Consider the following 17380-nt stretch of genomic DNA (forward strand, 5'->3'; position numbering starts at 1 on the left):
TTTTCTAATCGAAGTAAGCATTGCTACTTGAGGCAAAAACAGCTATAATCTTGGTAGTAATGAATGCTGGGAAATGAGGAAAAAGAATGTCAAAAAGTTCCATTTATGGTATCACGCTGGAAAAATTAACGGATTGGCTTGTTGAACGCGATCAAAAAGGGTTCAGAGCCAAACAGATCTGGGATTGGCTATATCGCAAACGGGTAAGAAGCTTTGCGGAAATGACCAATGTTCCAAAAGAGACGCTTGCTTTGCTAGAAGAGTCCTTTGTAATGGAAACATTAGAAAAAGAAATTATCCAAGAATCAAAAGATGGTACAACCAAATACTTATTTAAATTACAAGATGGCAATTTGATCGAGACCGTCCTGATGAAACAAAAATACGGTCTATCTGTGTGTGTGACCACCCAAGTAGGCTGCAACATCGGCTGTACATTTTGTGCGAGTGGTATCCTGAAAAAAAGCAGAGACTTATCAGCTGGCGAAATCGTCGAACAAATCATGAATGTGCAATATTACTTGGATGACCGAGGCAGCGACGAACGGGTCAGTCATATTGTTGTCATGGGAATCGGTGAACCCTTCGATAACTATGAAAATCTGATGAACTTCCTGCACGTTGTCAACAGTGACAGCGGACTTGCGATCGGAGCACGGCATATCACCGTATCGACAAGTGGTCTTGCACCAAAGATCAAAGAATTCGCAGACGAAGATCTGCAAGTCAACCTTGCGATCTCCTTGCATGCGCCTAATAATGAATTACGCACACAGATCATGCGTATCAACCGGACGTTTTCGATCGAAACACTTATGGAAGCAATCGAATATTACATCGAAAAAACAAATCGCCGCGTAACATTTGAGTACATTATGTTGAAAGATGTCAATGACCATGTTAAAGAAGCGGAAGAATTAGCCCAACTGATCAGACCATACAGCCAGCTGGCTTATGTCAATATGATCCCCTACAACCCTGTAGCGGAACATATCGATTACGAGCGCAGTACGGAAGAATCGATCAATGCGTTTTATCATGTGCTGAAGAAAAACGGCATCAATTGTGTCGTTCGTCGCGAACATGGGACGGATATCGATGCAGCTTGTGGTCAACTGCGAAGTAAACAAATCAAGCGTGTCGGCATTCGGGAACGGATGCGCCGGGCTGCTGCCAATGAGAATGCTTGATGTCATGGCTTCTATTCTAATGGAACGATTAGAATAGAAGCTGTTTTTTTACAAAGAATTGACAATGATAATCATTATCACATATAATAAGATAATATATTTGACTATTTTGAAAATAGAGAGGGCGAGAATCATGATCGTAGTGACCAATACTATTAAAGTAGAAAAAGGATTTGGAGATCAAGTAATCAAACAATTTACCGGCGAATTAGGCGACGGCGCCCCAACGAAAGATATTGCAGAAGTGGAAGGATTCTTAGGGTTTGAACTTTGGAAGAATGCAGACGAAAGTTTAGACCATGAAGAAGTCGTCGTGACCAGCAAATGGGTCAGCGAAGAAGCACAGCGTAATTGGGTAAAGAGCGACTCTTTCAAACGTGCTCACGGCCGTACAAAAGATTCGCGCGAACAAAAAGAACAGCGCAAAGGCGTCCATGGCAATAGCATCGCACGTTATGACATCGTGCATATCCAAGAACCGATTGAAAAAGAGATCCACTGATCCCCTAAAGGAGGAAGCAAAGTGACAGAAACAACAAAAGCCATCTTAGCAAGAAGAAGTATCAAACGTGCGAGTAGCGCGCCAATCGAGCGCGCCAAAATAGATCTGTTGTTGGAACAAGCAGCATATGCGCCTTTCCACAGCAAGCAGGAACCCTGGAATGTCTACATCATCGGCTCAAAATCAGGAAAAGAAAAGCTGCTCCAAGCAATCGGAAAAAGTATCGAGGCAACACAAGGCGACACGATCGCAGCAGAGAAAAAACAAGAGTTGCTTGAAAAAAACAAACAAAAACTAGAAAAACCCCCTTACCTCATCATTATTACAGCAAAGCAAGTCGAAGAAGAAAAGAAAGACTTTGAAGCAATCGCGGCCGTGAGCGCCTTTATCCAAAACTTCCAATTATTAGCTTGGGAAGCAGGAGTCGGCATGATCTGGCGAACAAATAAATTTATTTTTGATAAAGCATTCGCCCGTGCCTTGGATATCCCGGATGAAAACAAAGTAATCGGAATATTGTACCTCAGCGTTTTGGAAGACAATGTCCCAGAAGTGAAAAAGCGCAGTCCGATCGAGGAATGGGTAACGGAAATTGAATAAGGAATGATAAAAACATCCGTTTCGGCGGGTGTTTTTTTATTAAAATAATTCACATTTCTCTATGTAACCTTATGTAAAAGTTGAAAATACTGCTATAAAACAATATCTAGAATAAAAGATCCGTGCTTTTTCATCCTCTAATCGCCATAAAATCTCCATGAATCGTTCGTACTTCGTTCGCGTATCTATATGTTAGAATGAGGTGAAAATGATAATTTACATAAGAGGTGAATGGAGTAATGAAGAAATTTCTTTTATATGCAATCGGGATAGTTTTGCTTCTTATTTTAGTGATTGGAGGGAAAATATATATGGATCATAAAAAAATGAATGAAGATATGTTGAAAGTTGTGAAGAGTGACGAGGCAAAGGAGGTTTTTGAAGATGGGTTAAGGAACATAGACTCGAAATCATTGACATCTGAGGGTGTAATTAAATCGTATAAGATTGATTATAGTAGTATCGATCATAATCCAATGGGCGGAATTATGGTAACTTTAATTATAAATAATGATAAAAATTTAACTGCTGAATATGATTTAGGAAGAAAAAATGACAAACTAAAAGGTGATGGAATTGTACTAACTTATGAATTATCAAAACGCCTAGGTAGAACTGAAAAGGAGCACAATAATGAGTAACGCATATACCGACGATGAAAGAGTCCAAATAGCTAAAAAGGAGTATGCCAAATTACAGCAATCTAAAGAGGTTAGTATAAATAATGGGAATACTAAAATTGGCTATGTTTCCCAATTCAACGACAAAAAAACAGGCGAACAATCTTACATCATCACCAACAACTACGTCCCAAAAACCGCTTCTTTTCGAGAACGCTCCAAGGTAAAAGAAGTCACCATTCTTTACCGCGGATCCACCGGTATCGACAAGACATTCAGTGATTCGAAAGATGTGTTTTGCGATTGGGGGATAAATGATATTCCAACTGCTACTCGAATTAATACAGGCAAATCGTCTGCCGTTTCTGCGCAATTAAAATCCTCTTCGGATACGCTTAATAATGTTTTGAAAGATTATCCCAATGCTAAAATCCATATTTATGGGCATTCGCTTGGTTCCATGGATGGACAATACGCGCTTGAAAACTTGAAAAAAGGCGAATTATCCCGTATAAATGGTGCCTATTTCTATCAAGGTCCCAATATTTATGCCACTTTATCAGCAAAGCAAAAAGAAATGGTACAAGCATTGAATGGGAGGCATATCGTTTTCAACTATATCGACAAGCGAGATTCGATACCGATTGGTTATGGAGCTGGGGAACCTACGATCGGAACGCTATTAACCATCGACGGGAAACCAACAGGAAGTATGTCCGATCAACATATGTGGGGTGGTTATGAATTCGATAAAGACGGTAATCTGAAACTAGATGTATCAGGAAGCGCTAAACTTGCCAAACAATTGACTGGAGATCGGTTAAAAAATTTAGAACTTTTAAAAAAGAAATTCCGAAAACGGGAGGGTTCTCTTTCCTTGGCGGAAAAAATTTATTTAGATGCTTCTGAAGCATTGATTCTTACAGAAGGGATGAAGTTAACGATTCAAAGTGAAATACAAGCATTGACGGAAATCTTTCAAAAAGGGAAAGAAAATGCAGACAAATTATGGCAAGATACGTTAAAAAATGCAGCTATTATCGGAAAACATCTTTCTACAAACGAAATATTAAGCGCTCTTGAAAAAGGTAACGTTACAGAGGCTAATATTCGAACTAAACCAAAAGAAGATTATGAAAAAGCGTTAGCCAACTTAAAGAAAATGGAAAAAAATTATGATGCCCTTATTAAGCAAACTAGTGCAGCCATCAAGTCACAAATAGAAAACGATAAAGAACTTGCAGCAGAAATCGGAGGTGCCTAATGGAAAGGGAAAGAGCTTTACGACTTCGTATGGAAAACGAAGTGGATAATTTTCGTAGTGAAAAGAAAAAGATAGAAGCTGATATAGAAATGTCGCTTGCGATAAAACAACGCTTTCGTAAAGAACTGGAACAAACAATCGATCGCTTGCATTTTACAATTAAAAAAGGCCGTAAAGATTCAGTTCCACCTCTGCAACATGCGTATCATATCCTTGAACAAGCACAGTACGAAGAGAATGCTTTGGTGCAAACTAAAATTAAAGCGTTAGAAATTAAAAAAGAGAATTTAGAACGCGGCTATAAAAAGCAAATCGAAGCGAGAGAAACAGAGCTTGTAGAACTGCGTAAAGAAAGGAACGAAACGTAGGATGATTCCATTTTTAGAGGACTCTTTAAAAGAAATTCAAAAGAATACAGAAAAAAAGATGATTCATTTATTCACAGCAAGTCAGGCAAATGCGACTTCCGAAAATAGAAAATTACTGATCAAGGAACAAAAAAGAAACTCCGTTGCCGATCTAGAAAGCAATTGCAAGAATTATTTAGACAAATTTGCCACTTCTGCTAAGGGGAAGTGGGTAAAAAAAGCACAGGAAGCATTTAAAAGTATAGATAAAGATTTTGATAATATCTAATTGAAAACTTTTAACTAAGCTAGCAATTCTCCTTATTCCAATGATGATCAGATACTCCAAAGTTTCATACTTTAGGATTATTTTTAGGTTATGAGATATGCTCTTTCTCAAATACATAAAAATAACCTGCGTTTTATGCTAAAATAAAAAAGAAAAGGAGTGAATAGCGATGGAAGAGAATCAAAACAACTATCAAGCAAGCAAGTATCGAACTCCGGACGGGTATACGAGCGATATCGTGATCACCACGATAAAAGCTGGAAAATTACAAGTCTTGCTGATTAAACGAGCAGCTGAAAATGCAGAAGGTAAAGCAAACATCGAAGGCGGGAAATGGGCGATTCCAGGCGGTTTTGTGGAGGAACAGGAAACGGCGCATGATGCTGCGATTCGGGAATTGGAGGAAGAAACAGGACTGACGGATATTCCTTTGACAGCTTTCGGTACCTTTGATACGCCGGGAAGAGATCCGCGCGGCTGGATGATCTCACAGGCATTTTACGCGGTTGCTAGAGAAGAAGCGATCGCTGCCTATCAAGCAGCTGATGATGCAGCAGAAGCAGAACTTTTTCCAATCGAAGAAGCTTTGGAACTGCCACTCGCTTTTGATCACATCGCCATTTTAAAACAAGCTTATCAAGCCATTTCGGATTTGTTTTCACTGACCACAGCGATCCGTGATTTTCTACCTGATACATTCACAGCCGAGCAGCTGTATGAGGGACTTTCTGCTTGTACAAAACCTGGTGTATTACCAGACAAAATTGCTTTTATTGAAAATGTGGCCTTTTTACCGTTTATTGAAGCACATGATGATCATTGTCATTTTGTACAAGATGCAGAAGCGGGAAGTATTTTTTATTAAGTCTTGGAGGAAAAAAGATGGAGACACTCACAATTAGAGAAACGGCTTTTGGCAGTGGTCTGCCCAAGATTTGTGTACCGATCATGGGGGATACAGTGGAAGAATTGCTGGAGGAAGCGACGCTAGCAACAGAACAGCAAGTAGACGTCGTAGAATGGCGTGCCGATTTTTTCACAGATCTACTGAACGAGGGAGCCGTAAAAAAAGCGGCAGCACTACTTCGTGAGCGGCTACAGATCCCGGTGATCTTTACTGTCCGAACCAAAAGAGAAGGTGGGACACTAGAAATCTCGGATGCGGATTATGCAGCAGTTATACGTTCAGCATCAACGTGGGGGACGATCGACATGGTTGACGTCGAGCTCACACAGCCGGATCTGGAAACGCTATTAGCAGCAGTTAAACATACAGCAACACGCATTATTCTCTCTAGTCATGATTTTGAAAAAACACCATCTGCAGATGAACTTACAGCGAGATTACTGCGAATGGTCCAATTAGGAGCTGATCTACCGAAAATCGCCGTGATGCCGAAAAATAGTACAGATGTGCTTGTGCTTCTCCGCGTTGCCGAGCATTTCAAACAGCAGTATGGTAGACCTTTTATTGCGATCTCCATGGGGCATAAAGGAATGATCAGCCGTGTATCCGGGGAATTGTTTGGCTCTGTACTTACTTTTGGAACGCTCGAAAAAGCCTCAGCTCCTGGACAGGTAGAAGTAGGGCAATTACGAAGCTTGCTGGAATTATTTCACGATACTTCTTTACTTTAACCAGTAAGCATGCTAGAATCAAGTTATGCGATGAGCCTACAGCAGTGGAAAAACACTGCCGCCTTCTACATATATGTTTTGTGGAAAACAGTAGAAGGGAAGCCAGCCGACAGTGTAAACTGTCGGCTGCTTTTTTTTGCAATCTAATTGTAAGTTGCGAACCCTTTTTCGCTTCTATATAATAGAAGAGTAGATACTTAAGGAACGTTTTGAAAGGGGATAACTATGTCAGGGCAAATGAGGCTTTTTTCTGTAACCAAGGATCGGCCGCTAGCGGTAAAGATCGCCAAGTTTTTGGATATGCCGTTAGCAGAAGTAGAATTGCAGAAGTTCAGTGATGGCGAAGTGAAAATAAATATCGGAGAGAGTGTGCGCGGGACTAATGCGTATATCATCCAGTCAATGAACAGCAATGTCAATGAGCGTTTGATGGAATTATTGATCATGATCGATGCTTTAAAACGAGCTTCGGCTGCAACGATCACTATCATTATGCCGTATTATGGCTACTCACGCCAAGACCGCAAAGCACGTTCACGCGAACCGATCACAGCAAAATTATTGGCAAATTTGCTTCAAACAGCTGGAGCGACACGCCTAGTCACCGTAGATCTCCATGCAGCACAATTGCAAGGATTTTTCAATATCCCGATCGACCACGTTTCTGCATTGCCGCTTATCAGCGAACATTTAAAAGAAGCTTATGGAAAAGAAGATGTTGTCGTGGTAGCGCCAGATCATAGTGGTGTCGTCAGAGCAAGAAGAGTAGCTGATCGACTGAACGCTTCTATCGCGATCTTAAATCGCAAACAGCGCCCTCATGAAGATCAGATCCAGGATATCATCGGCAACGTCGAAGGCAAAGTGGCTATCGTCATTGATGATATCATTGATACAGGAGTACGTGCCATGACTTCCGCTCAAGTCCTGATAGAAGCAGGTGCCGAGAAAGTCATCGCTTGTGCGACGCATGCCGTTTTGGCAGGAGATGCCGCTCAAGTGCTAGATGCCTCGCCGATTTCCGAGATCGTAACCACGGACTCGATAGACATTCCTGCTGTTCGTTTGCTTGATAAAATGACAGTGATCTCGATCAGCGAGATCTTAGGACGAGCGATTCACGGTGTACAGGAAAATCATTCGCTGCACCCGTTATTTTAAGCAATAAAAAATCCAGCCTGCTAAGGTTGGATTTTTTTGTTAATAGCCGGTTTCTACAGAGGCATTCACGATATACATCAGATCATTGACGTCCTCTTTATCTTCTAAAAAGATTCCGCTTGTTGTCAGCATCCCGCCAGGCATTGTTTCGATTGTAACGGTGCCGTAGGGAATGATTGCTTTGATTTTTTCATGATCAAGCTTTTCTTCATCACAAGGAAGTGCTAGTTTGATCCTTACTTCCATATTGTTCAGGTCATTATCAGGAAGAAGGCCTTCAATTCCAGGCATCGAATTTGTGAAAATCGCATTACGAACAGCGCGTTCTGCGGCCTTAGTGATATTTTGACCGTGGACGTCAACGCCAAATCCCGTTTGGATAAATAAAAGTTTTTCCAAGTTTACTCACTCCTTAAAGTCTTTGATATAACTGGTGCCCGGCCGATTTGCCGCATAGGCTTCCATGACTTGTTTGAAAGAAGCGGCTGCATCTCCGCCAATTTCATTAAAAATCTGTTCCATTTGCTTTTGCTGGGCTATCCCGAGTTCTCTCTCCAGTCTATTCCCAGCAGCGGTCAGGAATAAACAGCGGTTGCGGCGGTCGTCTTGTCCCTCTTCGATACGGATCAATTCCCGTTCCCGAAGTTCTGCAAGCGGCTTATGTAAGGCTTGTTTGGATATCTCGAGAAACATAAGCAGATCGTGGATCGTCAGACCGGGCATCCGGGCAGTGAAAAATAAAATTCGGTGATGCAGGCGTTTGAGCTGATGTTTGGCGATGATCAAATCCGCCGTTTCTGTAAAGGTGCGATAGCCGAAATAGAATAATGCGATTTGCTGATTTAGTTGTTCTTTATCCATAAGCTTTCTCCTTTTTCTTCAATGAATACAGTATACCATAAAATTTTTTTCAGGCTTCCGGAAGTTGGGAATAATCTGGATGATTTTTGCATATCTTTTTTCATTTCGGGTATGGGAAAATAGAAAGAAAAGAGAGGGTGAGTTAAATGGGAAAATATAATCGAATCTTAGTAGCGGTAGATGGATCGGAAGAAGCCGACCGCGCATTTAACGAAGCGGTCGAACTGGCGATCAAATATGAAAGTGTGCTGGGAATCGTCAGTGTGGTGGATGTACGCAGCTTTTCGCCAAGTATATCATTTGAAGGCAGCATCGAGGATCAAGAGCAGCAGAATTTGAAAGAGAAAGTGATGGAATTAGCACAGAATGCGAAGGCAAAAGGCGTTAAAGAAATCAGATATTATATAGAAAGTGGTAATCCGAAGACGCTGATCGCAATTGATATCCCAGCGGAATTTCAAGCTGACCTGATCGTTGTCGGGGCGACCGGTTTGAATCGAATCGAAAAACTGCTTGTAGGAAGTGTTTCTACCTTTGTGACCAGACAGGCAAGATGCGATACGCTGATCGTTCGGTGACAACCCAGTAAAGCCCTCCAAATCTTTGGTGGGGCTTTTTTTCGCGAATCGGAAAATTGACAATAGCTGGAAATTCTCGTATTATCGAAACAAGACTATCTAAAGGTCTAAAGAAAAGGGGGGCGAATAGTTGAAAGAACATTCGCAAGGACAAGAGCAGCTAAAACCTGTCTTGATTGTTGCTTCATTTTTGATCGCTGGCTTCATTGGTTTGTTTAGTGAGACAGCACTCAATATGGCGTTAACAGAACTTATTCAATTTTTCCATATTACTTCTGCCACAGTCCAATGGCTCACGACCGCCTATTTATTGACGCTTGGTATTTTGGTCCCGATCTCCGGATTGTTGATCCGTTGGTTTACCACGAGAGCGCTTTTTATAGCATCTGTCAGCTTTTCTATCGTTGGAACGCTGATAGCGGCACTTTCGCCTACATTTACGATGCTTTTGATCGGAAGAGTCGTTCAAGCAGTAGGTACGTCGCTATTGCTTCCATTGATGTTCAATACGATCTTGTTGATTTTTCCAGAACATAAAAGGGGTTCCGCAATGGGAACCATCGGTCTGGTCATTACATTTGCACCGGCAATTGGACCAACTGTTTCCGGGCTTATTGTTGAAAATCTGACTTGGAACTGGATCTTCTGGATATCACTACCGTTTTTAGTGATCGCACTTCTTTTTGGGATTCGTTTTATGCAAAACGTCTCTGAGATAACGAAGCCGCGTATTGATGTTTTATCGATTATTTTATCTACGATCGGATTTGGTGGGATCGTTTATGGATTTAGTAGTGCAGGGGAAGACGGCTGGGGCAGTTGGATCGTGATCTTATCGATCGCGATTGGTGTCATTAGTTTGATCCTCTTCACGATCCGTCAGTTGAAAATGCCAAAACCGTTGCTTGATCTGCGTGTTTTCCGCTATCCGATGTTTACGACCGGATTACTGCTTGTTTTCTGTGCGTTTATGATGATTTTATCGACGATGATCTTATTGCCGCTTTATCTGAAAGCAGGAATTGGCTTAGCTGCGTTTAGCGCTGGACTCGTGTTGCTTCCCGGTGGTGTTATCAATGGGTTGCTTTCACCAATCACAGGTCGCTTGTTCGACGCATTTGGTCCACGCGTATTAGCGATCCCTGGTTGTATCATTTCTGCTGGTATGATGGTCGGCTTTTTATTCTTAGACGTGAATACCTCTATCACGACGATCATTCTGCTGCATAGTGGACTGATGATCGGGATCTCGATGGTAATGATGCCTGCACAGACTAATGGGCTGAACCAATTGCCGATCCAGTTATATCCAGATGGAACAGCTGTTATGAATACCTTACAGCAGGTTTCCGGAGCAACGGGGACAGCTATTGCGATCACGATCATGACGGCTGGCCAAAAAGCCTATATGAAGACTGCGGGAAGCACAAGTCCACAAGAAATCAGTTTGTCACTTGTTCACGGCATTCACCAAGCCTTTTTCTTCGGCTTAGCGATTGCAACGGTGGCGCTAGTATTGTCGCTTTTCATTAAGCGCGCACATTCTGAAAAAACATTAAAACCAAGATAAAGGATCAGTAAAAATAGGTGCTGTCACACAGAGAAGAGAGATAAGCTGAGAACTCTCCTGACAAACTGTTTTGAACCTACCTTTTAGTTTGCCTATTATGCACGGTTTTCATACCGTTATCATGATCTGAGAGTAAAGCATTGCTTTGAAATAGGGTGGTACCGCCAGAAATGGTCCCTATCGAAGTAATGCTTTTTTTGTATAAAAAAGGAGGAAAAAAGATGAAAGATTTTGTCAAAGCAATAACGAAAAGAGAAGAAGATTTCGCACAATGGTATACGGATGTCGTGCTGAAAGCTGAACTTGCTTCTTATTCCAGCGTGAAAGGTTGCATGGTCATTCGGCCGACAGGCTATGCCTTGTGGGAAGGGATCCAGCAGTATATCGACCGGCACTTGAAGGCGACTGGGCATGAAAATGTCTATATGCCACTCTTGATCCCTGAAGGAAAACTAAAGCAAGAAGCCGAGCATGTGGAAGGTTTTGCGCCGGAGCTTGCCTGGATCACTGAAACAGGGGAAGAAAAACTAGCCGAACGTCTGGCGATCAGACCGACATCAGAAGTATTATTTGCCGAACATTTTAAAGAGATCATCCACTCCCACCGCGATTTACCAAAGCGTTATAATCAGTGGGCGAATGTTGTCCGGCTTGAGAAAAATACGCGTCCCTTTTTGCGTACGACAGAATTTCTCTGGCAGGAAGGACATACCTGTCATGAGACTCATGAAGAAGCGCAAGAAGAAGTGATGGCGATTTTGGATCTATATACAGCTGTCTGCGAAGAGCTGCTGGCGATCCCTGTTGTCAAAGGCCGGAAAACGGCGCGCGAAAGATTTGCCGGTGCGCGCGAGACTTATACATTAGAAACATTGATGTATGATGGCAAAGCACTGCAGATCGCAACTTCTCATGATTTAGGCGATGTCTTCTCCAGTGCTTTTGGAATCGAGTTTACCAACCGGGAAGGTATCGATACGCCGGTATACCAGTCCTCATGGGGAATAACGACGCGTACGATCGGTGCACTCATCATGGTGCATGGTGATGACCGCGGTTTGATGTTGCCACCACGAATCGCGCCTATCCAAGTCATCATCGTACCGATCGCTCAGCACAAAGAAGGTGTGATCGCAGCAGGAGAAAGCATTTTGGCACGTTTGCAAGAAAAGGGGATTCGCACGAAGATCGATTTGTCCGATAAGCAACCTGGCTGGAAATTCAATGAATCTGAAATGAAAGGGATTCCTATTCGGATCGAAATGGGACCACGCGATATGGAAGCGGGACAAGTGATCGTCGTGCGCCGTGATACGGGTGAAAAAACGGCGGTAGCAATGGAAGGATTAGAAGCGTATGTAACGGAACTGCTTGAGACGATCCAACGGAATTTGTTTGAACAAGCGAAAAGTCGCAATGAAGCCAATACTCTGTATACGGAGTCAGCCGAAGAATTTACCCGTAAAATCAAAGCGGGCGGATTTGCTGTTACTCCGCATTGCGGGGAAGAAAGTTGCGAAGAGGCCATCAAGACAGAAACGACCGCAACGGCTCGTTGTATGGCATTTACAGACGAAGAAAAAGACCTTACTGGCAAAACCTGTCCACATTGCGGGAAACCGGCGGTAAGTTTGATCCATTTTGCAAGAGCATATTAAAAAAGCGCTGTGTCACGTGACACAGCGCTTTTTCGATCTTCCTTATTTTTTGAGGATCGAAGTTGCTTCTTGATTGTATTTATCCATTTGTTTTTGTACATTTGCGCCACCGCGATAGATCTGCTCAAAGTTTTTCAAGAAGCTTTGTGCTAATTCTTCATATTGCGGTACTTGCAAGGAAGGTTCTGCATGTTTGATTTGTTCACCGAATGTTTTGTAGAATTGATTTTCTTTCAAAGATTTGTCTTCCCATGCTTTTTGACCAGTTGGCAAGGAAGTAGTCATCTTCATCCATTTTAATTGTACATCAGGTTTACTCATATATTCTAAGAATTTAACTGCATTGGTTTTATTCTTGCTATAATTGAAGACACTCAAGTTCGCGCCGCCAAATGGAGAGTTGTTGTTTTTGCCTTTTGGAAGGACACTAGTCGCCCATTTGCCTTTGACATCAGGAACAGTTTCTTGGATCGTTTTGACCATCCATGGACCACTGACGAACATTGGGACAACGCCGTCACCGCCAAAGCTTTGTGAGATATCTAAACCTAGATCTTCTTTTGGTGAAATTCCGTCTTTAAAGAAAGAATCCATATATTTCACAGCATCAACGAAAGGTTTTTGGTTGAATACAGGTTTACCATCTTTTAATAGCGGCGAACCATTTTGTTTTCCATACATAAAGCCAATGGTTTGCTCTTTGCCATCTAGACTAAAGCCATACATATCTTTGCCACGATCCGCTAGTTTTTTACCAGCATCATGCAATTCTTCCCAAGTAGCAGGAGCCTTATCATAACCGACTTTTTTCAATAGGTCTGTGCGATAGTATAATACACGTGTATCAGCATACCAAGGAACACCATACATCTTATCATCATATTTTACAGTTTTGATTGATGCAGGGTAAAATTTATCTTCGTTAAGCGCTGCTTTTTTCTCTGTTTCTTTCGTGATATCCATCAAAGCCCCAGCTTTAACAAATTCTGGCATCCAAGTTGCTCCCATTTGGACAACATCAGGGCCTGATTTAGAAGCAACTGCTGTTAGTAGTTTATCATGTGCATTGGACCAAGGAATAGCTTGAATCTTTACTTTGATCCCCGATTCTTTTTCAAAATCTTTGACTAGGTCGGGAAGTTGTTTCGCCTCATCTCCCATTGCCCAAACTGTTAATACTTTACTATTAGAAGAATTGCCGCCGCTTGAACCACATGCTCCAAGTACTAGTGCTAAAGTTAAAACAAATACTAATGCCCAAATCTTTTTTGCGCCTTTCATTATTTCCCCTCCAATTATTTAATAGAAACGTTTCGATAAAATTATTATAATCTATTTTGTAATCGTTTACAAGTGTTTTATTTCATGAAAATAAGGTTTTTGTTTTGAGGTGAACGGGTAAAATACTGTTTATAGTTTAGTCATCAATAAAAACGTTTCGATAGAAAGGTTAAAAATTAGTATTTTCCATTTCTTTGGATTAAAATAAAAATTAAATGCTAGAAATATAGTAGAAGGAGTGGAGAGAATGGCAGTTTCATCTTTACGGATATTTTCCGATAGTTTAGCGCTGCATATCGAATTAAACGTGTGGTTGCCAGATAATGTCAGCGGAGAAAAAGCTATTCCAGTGTTATACCTCTTACATGGATTGACCGACGATCATAACGGCTATCTGCTGCATAGTCCGCTAATGAAATATGTGAATGAGATGCCGGTTGCAGTGGTCATGCCGCAAGTTCACCGAAGTTATTATACAGATATGAAGCAAGGTGGAAAATATTGGACATTTGTAAGCCAAGAGCTTCCACAAAAATTAAAACAATGGTATCGAATCAGCGATAAACCAGAAGATACTTTTGTGGCCGGGCTTTCCATGGGAGGGTATGCGGCTTTGAAATGGGCGCTCCGTTATCCCCATAAAATCAAAGCTGCCTGGGCGCTTTCCCCAGCAGTCGATATAACGGATATGCGGAAACGGATGCCGGAACGCGAAGAGGAGTTTCAGTGGATCTTTGGATCGATTTCCGAATTTGAATCATCTGAAAATAACCTCTTCCATTTATTGCGTCAAACAGATGACAATGTGACTTTGCCGGCGATGAAGCAATATTGCGGAAGACAAGATTATTTATATGAGGATAATAAACGCTTCCAAGAATTGGCAGAAGCAAAGTGGGGGAACTACGAGTTTTATGAAAGTGACGGAGAACATGATTGGGATTTCTGGTATCCTAATTTTGAACATGTCTTCTCGGAGATCAAACAATATCTTCATCATTGATAAACCATGAGGGAAGCTGCTTGCTTATGGAAGATGCTTTCCTCATAGAACATCTTTTAATCTGAAGAACTTTTTTTGAGGGCTTCTTTTTGCTTTTCAAGGGAAGTTAATTCTTCTTCTAGTTCGGTTTCTTTGGAAGTGATCTCTTGTTCTTTTTTGGGCTTCGGTGTTTTGATCACGCGGTTGACAATAATCGCAACTGCCACTCCGATAACTGTATCAAGCAAGCGCTGGAACGCATAGAGAACCGACTGCCCATGAGGGATCGTGTAGATGATGATGAGCAAAGTCGCCACCGAACCGATGATTCCGGCATTATAATCCAAACCATCGAAAAGAACGATGATCCCGATGACGAGCAACGGAATAAGAAATAGTTCTATCCAGAAATTATAGTGAAAATACTGGCTGATCAGCGCAAAAATAATCGCACCGACTGCTCCGAGCGTATTTCCTAAGATACGTGCTTTGCCGAATGTAAAAGTAGCGCTGATATCTTCTCGCAATGCGAAAACCGCTGATAAGGCAGCGATCATCGTATACTGCCGATCAAAAAAATGATAGATCAAAATGCAGAGCAAGACAGCGATACCTGTTTTTGTCGTGCGCATTCCTAGGCGAAAATGGAAATGTTTCATAGCATACATCCTTCAAATTTATAATATGGTTTTATTTTACCATTTTTTAATAGTAAAATGGTATAAAGCAGAAATTACGACGTAAAACTTCAAAGGAGTGCTAAAAATGATTAATTTTCGTGATTTAGGAAATGTCCAAAATAATGCCGGAAAGACAGTAGTTTCAGGTAAGTTGTTCCGAAGCGGGGAATTATGCGATTTGTCGCCAACCGATAAACATTATTTGGAGAGTGAATTGCAGCTTAAAAGGATTGTAGATTTTCGAAGTGAGAGTGAGCGTTTGGAAAAACCGGATGATGTGGTAACGGGAGCAACATATACGGCCATCGACATTATGAGCAGCAGCAACGGTAATACGGCTAGTTTTGAAGACTTGATGAACGGCAAAAGCTCAGCGGAAAAACGAATGGAGAATATTTATGAGGAACTGATCATTTCTGAGTCAGCTTTAAAAGGATATCAAGCATTTTTTGAGATCGTAGTAGAAAAAGCGAACGTTCCACTGGTGTTTCATTGTTTTGCTGGAAAAGACCGCACTGGGATCGGTGCAGCGCTGATCTTGAAAATGCTCGATGTTCCGCCAGAAGCGATCATGGCTGACTATTTAGCAACCAATGCAGCGCGTAAAAAAGCAAATGACGGGATCATTCAGCAGATCTTGGCGACTTATCAAGTATTCGACCGTGGGGACTTGGAAACACTGCTAACCGTTCAGCCGAGCTTTTTAGAATATGCGCAGCAGCTCGTGCAAAAGCATTATGGCGGGTTTGAGGGTTATCTCCAAAATGGCTTGCAACTGCCCAAAGATTTTACTAGGGAAATGCAGCAATTATATTTAGTGTAAATAAAAAAAGTTATGCGGATCAACCGCATAACTTTTTTAGTTTTTATTTTAAGAATTTAACACAAACTGGTTCAGGAACTTTTACTTCTTTTTGCAGAAGTTTCAATGCGCCAGTTTCTTGATTTACTTGGAAAACAGTGACATTATTCGTGTTTTCGTTTGCTGCAAGTAAAATCTCGCCGGTGAAATTAAGATCGAAATCACGCGGTCCTTTTCCTTCTACAGAAACAGTCTCTATTTTGGTTAGCTTACCGGAATCCGGATCGATTGAAAAGCTAGTGATCGAATCATGGCCGCGGTTGGAAACATATAAGAATTTTCCGTTTGGCGAGACATGGATCGCACTGCCAGTGTTTGCGCCAGTGAAATCTTCCGGTAGGGAAGCAACTGTTTGGAAGGCAATGATGCTTCCCGTATCCGCATTGTATTCTGCTGCGATAACTTCAGCAGTAAGTTCGGTCATGATATAAACAAATTTTTTGTTCGGATGGAAGTCCAAGTGACGTGGTCCACTTCCGGGAGTCACGGCCAGTTCAGATACTTCTACTAATTTACCGTCTTCGATCGAATAGGTGGTTACTCGGTCAGTACCTAAGTCGCAAGTGATCACGTGTTTACCATCCGGAGAATAACCGGCAAAATGAGCATGTGGCTTTTCTTGACGTTCGTGCACGCTGCTACCTTTATGTTGGACAACAGAGGTTTCTGTTTGAATAGTGCCATCATCCAAAACAGGATAGGAAACAATCGTTCCTAAGTGATAGTTGGCGGATACTAGACGCTGATTGTCATCGGAAAGATCGACGTAACAAGGAGGACTACCTGCTCCAAGCACTTGATTGATGAATTGCAATGTGCCATCTTCTTGAATGGAAAATGACGCTACACCGCCATTGTCATTGTCTTTGGCAACGGAAAAAACCAGTTTTTCGTCATTGCTGATTTTTAAATAAGTTGGGTTGTTTACTTTCCCAGCTAATTTATTTTCTTTTATTTCGCCTGTCGAGGTGTTGACTACGAGACGATAAATACCTTGGCTTTCTGCCTTTGTATAGGTCCCGATATATGCAGTTGCTTCTTTATTTGCCATTCAAAATTCCTCCTAATCAATAAATGTTAACGTATTCATTATAGCATATGCACTAAGATAATAATAAGCATACGCAATTGTTACTAGATAGTTACTCAAAACACGGATAATGAAATATTTTTGAAATAAAAGTATTTACAAAGAAATAAAAGAAATGTATAATAAATATATCCATTAGATCTCATTGCTTTCTAAGATAAATCACTTCCCCCACAGACATGTTTTAGAAAGCAAAAAAGCAAGTAG

At 41.5% G+C, this 17380-nt stretch carries 20 protein-coding genes and 1 other annotated feature; of the genes, 15 read left to right on the forward strand and 5 right to left on the reverse strand.

The window, feature by feature from the left end; translation table 11 throughout:
* Nucleotides 1–86 precede the first annotated feature (86 nt).
* From rlmN to HMPREF0556_RS09275, 10 genes are all read left to right on the forward strand, one after another.
* Nucleotides 87–1190: a dual-specificity RNA methyltransferase RlmN gene (gene rlmN, locus HMPREF0556_RS09230; protein WP_003757909.1), complete on the forward strand. Its 1104-nt coding sequence runs from the start codon at nt 87–89 to the stop codon at nt 1188–1190.
* Nucleotides 1191–1323: 133 nt separating this feature from the next.
* Nucleotides 1324–1692, forward strand: a complete 369-nt coding sequence (gene isdG, locus HMPREF0556_RS09235) for a heme oxygenase IsdG (RefSeq protein WP_040486705.1) — start codon at nt 1324–1326, stop codon at nt 1690–1692.
* 21 nt (nt 1693–1713) lie between these two features.
* A complete protein-coding gene (locus HMPREF0556_RS09240) occupies nt 1714–2292 on the forward strand; it encodes a nitroreductase family protein (RefSeq protein WP_003757912.1) in 579 nt (192 codons plus the stop codon).
* 239 nt (nt 2293–2531) lie between these two features.
* On the forward strand, nt 2532–2933 hold the full coding sequence (locus tag HMPREF0556_RS09245; RefSeq protein WP_003757915.1) for a DUF1310 family protein: 402 nt from the start codon (nt 2532–2534) through the stop codon (nt 2931–2933).
* Nucleotides 2926–4176 carry a lipase family protein gene (locus HMPREF0556_RS09250; protein WP_003757917.1) on the forward strand — a complete coding sequence of 417 codons (1251 nt, stop codon included), beginning with the start codon at nt 2926–2928 and terminating at the stop codon, nt 4174–4176. The genes HMPREF0556_RS09245 and HMPREF0556_RS09250 overlap by 8 nt, the downstream gene beginning before the upstream one ends.
* Nucleotides 4176–4544: a hypothetical protein gene (locus tag HMPREF0556_RS09255; RefSeq protein WP_003757919.1), complete on the forward strand. Its 369-nt coding sequence runs from the start codon at nt 4176–4178 to the stop codon at nt 4542–4544. Before HMPREF0556_RS09250 ends, HMPREF0556_RS09255 begins: the two co-directional genes overlap by 1 nt.
* Nucleotide 4545: 1 nt before the next feature.
* Entirely contained in the window at nt 4546–4812 is a 267-nt protein-coding gene (locus HMPREF0556_RS09260; protein WP_003757920.1) for a hypothetical protein, read from the forward strand.
* Between the two features lie 169 nt (nt 4813–4981).
* The gene (locus HMPREF0556_RS09265) at nt 4982–5677 is read left to right on the forward strand and encodes an NUDIX domain-containing protein (RefSeq protein WP_003757922.1); all 696 of its coding nucleotides are present in this window, start codon (nt 4982–4984) and stop codon (nt 5675–5677) included.
* 17 nt (nt 5678–5694) lie between these two features.
* Complete coding sequence (aroD, locus tag HMPREF0556_RS09270) at nt 5695–6450, forward strand: type I 3-dehydroquinate dehydratase (protein WP_003757924.1); 756 nt, start codon at nt 5695–5697, stop codon at nt 6448–6450.
* 225 nt (nt 6451–6675) lie between these two features.
* Nucleotides 6676–7611: a ribose-phosphate diphosphokinase gene (locus HMPREF0556_RS09275; RefSeq protein WP_003757926.1), complete on the forward strand. Its 936-nt coding sequence runs from the start codon at nt 6676–6678 to the stop codon at nt 7609–7611.
* Between the two features lie 39 nt (nt 7612–7650).
* Here the strand turns inward: HMPREF0556_RS09275 and HMPREF0556_RS09280 are convergent, their stop codons facing one another.
* Both HMPREF0556_RS09280 and HMPREF0556_RS09285 read right to left on the reverse strand, forming a co-directional pair.
* Complete coding sequence (locus HMPREF0556_RS09280; RefSeq protein WP_003757928.1) at nt 7651–8010, reverse strand: Lin0512 family protein; 360 nt, start codon at nt 8008–8010, stop codon at nt 7651–7653.
* Between the two features lie 6 nt (nt 8011–8016).
* Nucleotides 8017–8472 carry a MarR family transcriptional regulator gene (locus HMPREF0556_RS09285; RefSeq protein WP_003757930.1) on the reverse strand — a complete coding sequence of 152 codons (456 nt, stop codon included), beginning with the start codon at nt 8470–8472 and terminating at the stop codon, nt 8017–8019.
* Between the two features lie 146 nt (nt 8473–8618).
* Between HMPREF0556_RS09285 and HMPREF0556_RS09290 the strand changes: the two genes are divergently transcribed.
* The 3 genes from HMPREF0556_RS09290 to proS all read left to right on the forward strand — a co-directional run bounded on the left by HMPREF0556_RS09290 (nt 8619) and on the right by proS (nt 12278).
* Nucleotides 8619–9050 carry a universal stress protein gene (locus HMPREF0556_RS09290; RefSeq protein WP_003757934.1) on the forward strand — a complete coding sequence of 144 codons (432 nt, stop codon included), beginning with the start codon at nt 8619–8621 and terminating at the stop codon, nt 9048–9050.
* 130 nt (nt 9051–9180) lie between these two features.
* On the forward strand, nt 9181–10620 hold the full coding sequence (locus HMPREF0556_RS09295; RefSeq protein WP_003757936.1) for a DHA2 family efflux MFS transporter permease subunit: 1440 nt from the start codon (nt 9181–9183) through the stop codon (nt 10618–10620).
* Nucleotides 10605–10802: a binding site (T-box leader), on the forward strand. It overlaps the preceding gene by 16 nt.
* A gap of 39 nt (nt 10803–10841) precedes the next feature.
* Nucleotides 10842–12278 carry a proline--tRNA ligase gene (proS, locus tag HMPREF0556_RS09300; RefSeq protein ID WP_036108050.1) on the forward strand — a complete coding sequence of 479 codons (1437 nt, stop codon included), beginning with the start codon at nt 10842–10844 and terminating at the stop codon, nt 12276–12278.
* 42 nt (nt 12279–12320) lie between these two features.
* Here proS and HMPREF0556_RS09305 read toward each other — a convergent pair whose 3' ends face one another.
* Entirely contained in the window at nt 12321–13559 is a 1239-nt protein-coding gene (locus HMPREF0556_RS09305; protein WP_003757940.1) for a sugar ABC transporter substrate-binding protein, read from the reverse strand.
* A 247-nt stretch (nt 13560–13806) separates the two neighbouring features.
* Between HMPREF0556_RS09305 and HMPREF0556_RS09310 the strand changes: the two genes are divergently transcribed.
* Nucleotides 13807–14562 carry an alpha/beta hydrolase gene (locus HMPREF0556_RS09310; protein ID WP_003757941.1) on the forward strand — a complete coding sequence of 252 codons (756 nt, stop codon included), beginning with the start codon at nt 13807–13809 and terminating at the stop codon, nt 14560–14562.
* Nucleotides 14563–14618: 56 nt separating this feature from the next.
* On the opposite strand, the gene HMPREF0556_RS09315 is transcribed toward HMPREF0556_RS09310, so the two are convergent.
* Entirely contained in the window at nt 14619–15200 is a 582-nt protein-coding gene (locus tag HMPREF0556_RS09315; protein WP_040486706.1) for an FUSC family protein, read from the reverse strand.
* 106 nt (nt 15201–15306) lie between these two features.
* On the opposite strand from HMPREF0556_RS09315, the gene HMPREF0556_RS09320 reads away from it, so the two are divergent.
* On the forward strand, nt 15307–16044 hold the full coding sequence (locus HMPREF0556_RS09320; RefSeq protein ID WP_003757945.1) for a tyrosine-protein phosphatase: 738 nt from the start codon (nt 15307–15309) through the stop codon (nt 16042–16044).
* A 43-nt stretch (nt 16045–16087) separates the two neighbouring features.
* Here HMPREF0556_RS09320 and HMPREF0556_RS09325 read toward each other — a convergent pair whose 3' ends face one another.
* Nucleotides 16088–17134 (reverse strand): lactonase family protein, encoded by a 1047-nt coding sequence (locus HMPREF0556_RS09325; protein ID WP_003757946.1) that lies wholly within the window; start codon nt 17132–17134, stop codon nt 16088–16090.
* Nucleotides 17135–17380 lie beyond the last annotated feature (246 nt).

Origin of the sequence: Listeria grayi DSM 20601, assembly GCF_000148995.1 — a bacterium.
In the GTDB taxonomy this organism is placed as follows: Bacteria; Bacillota; Bacilli; order Lactobacillales; family Listeriaceae; genus Listeria; species Listeria grayi.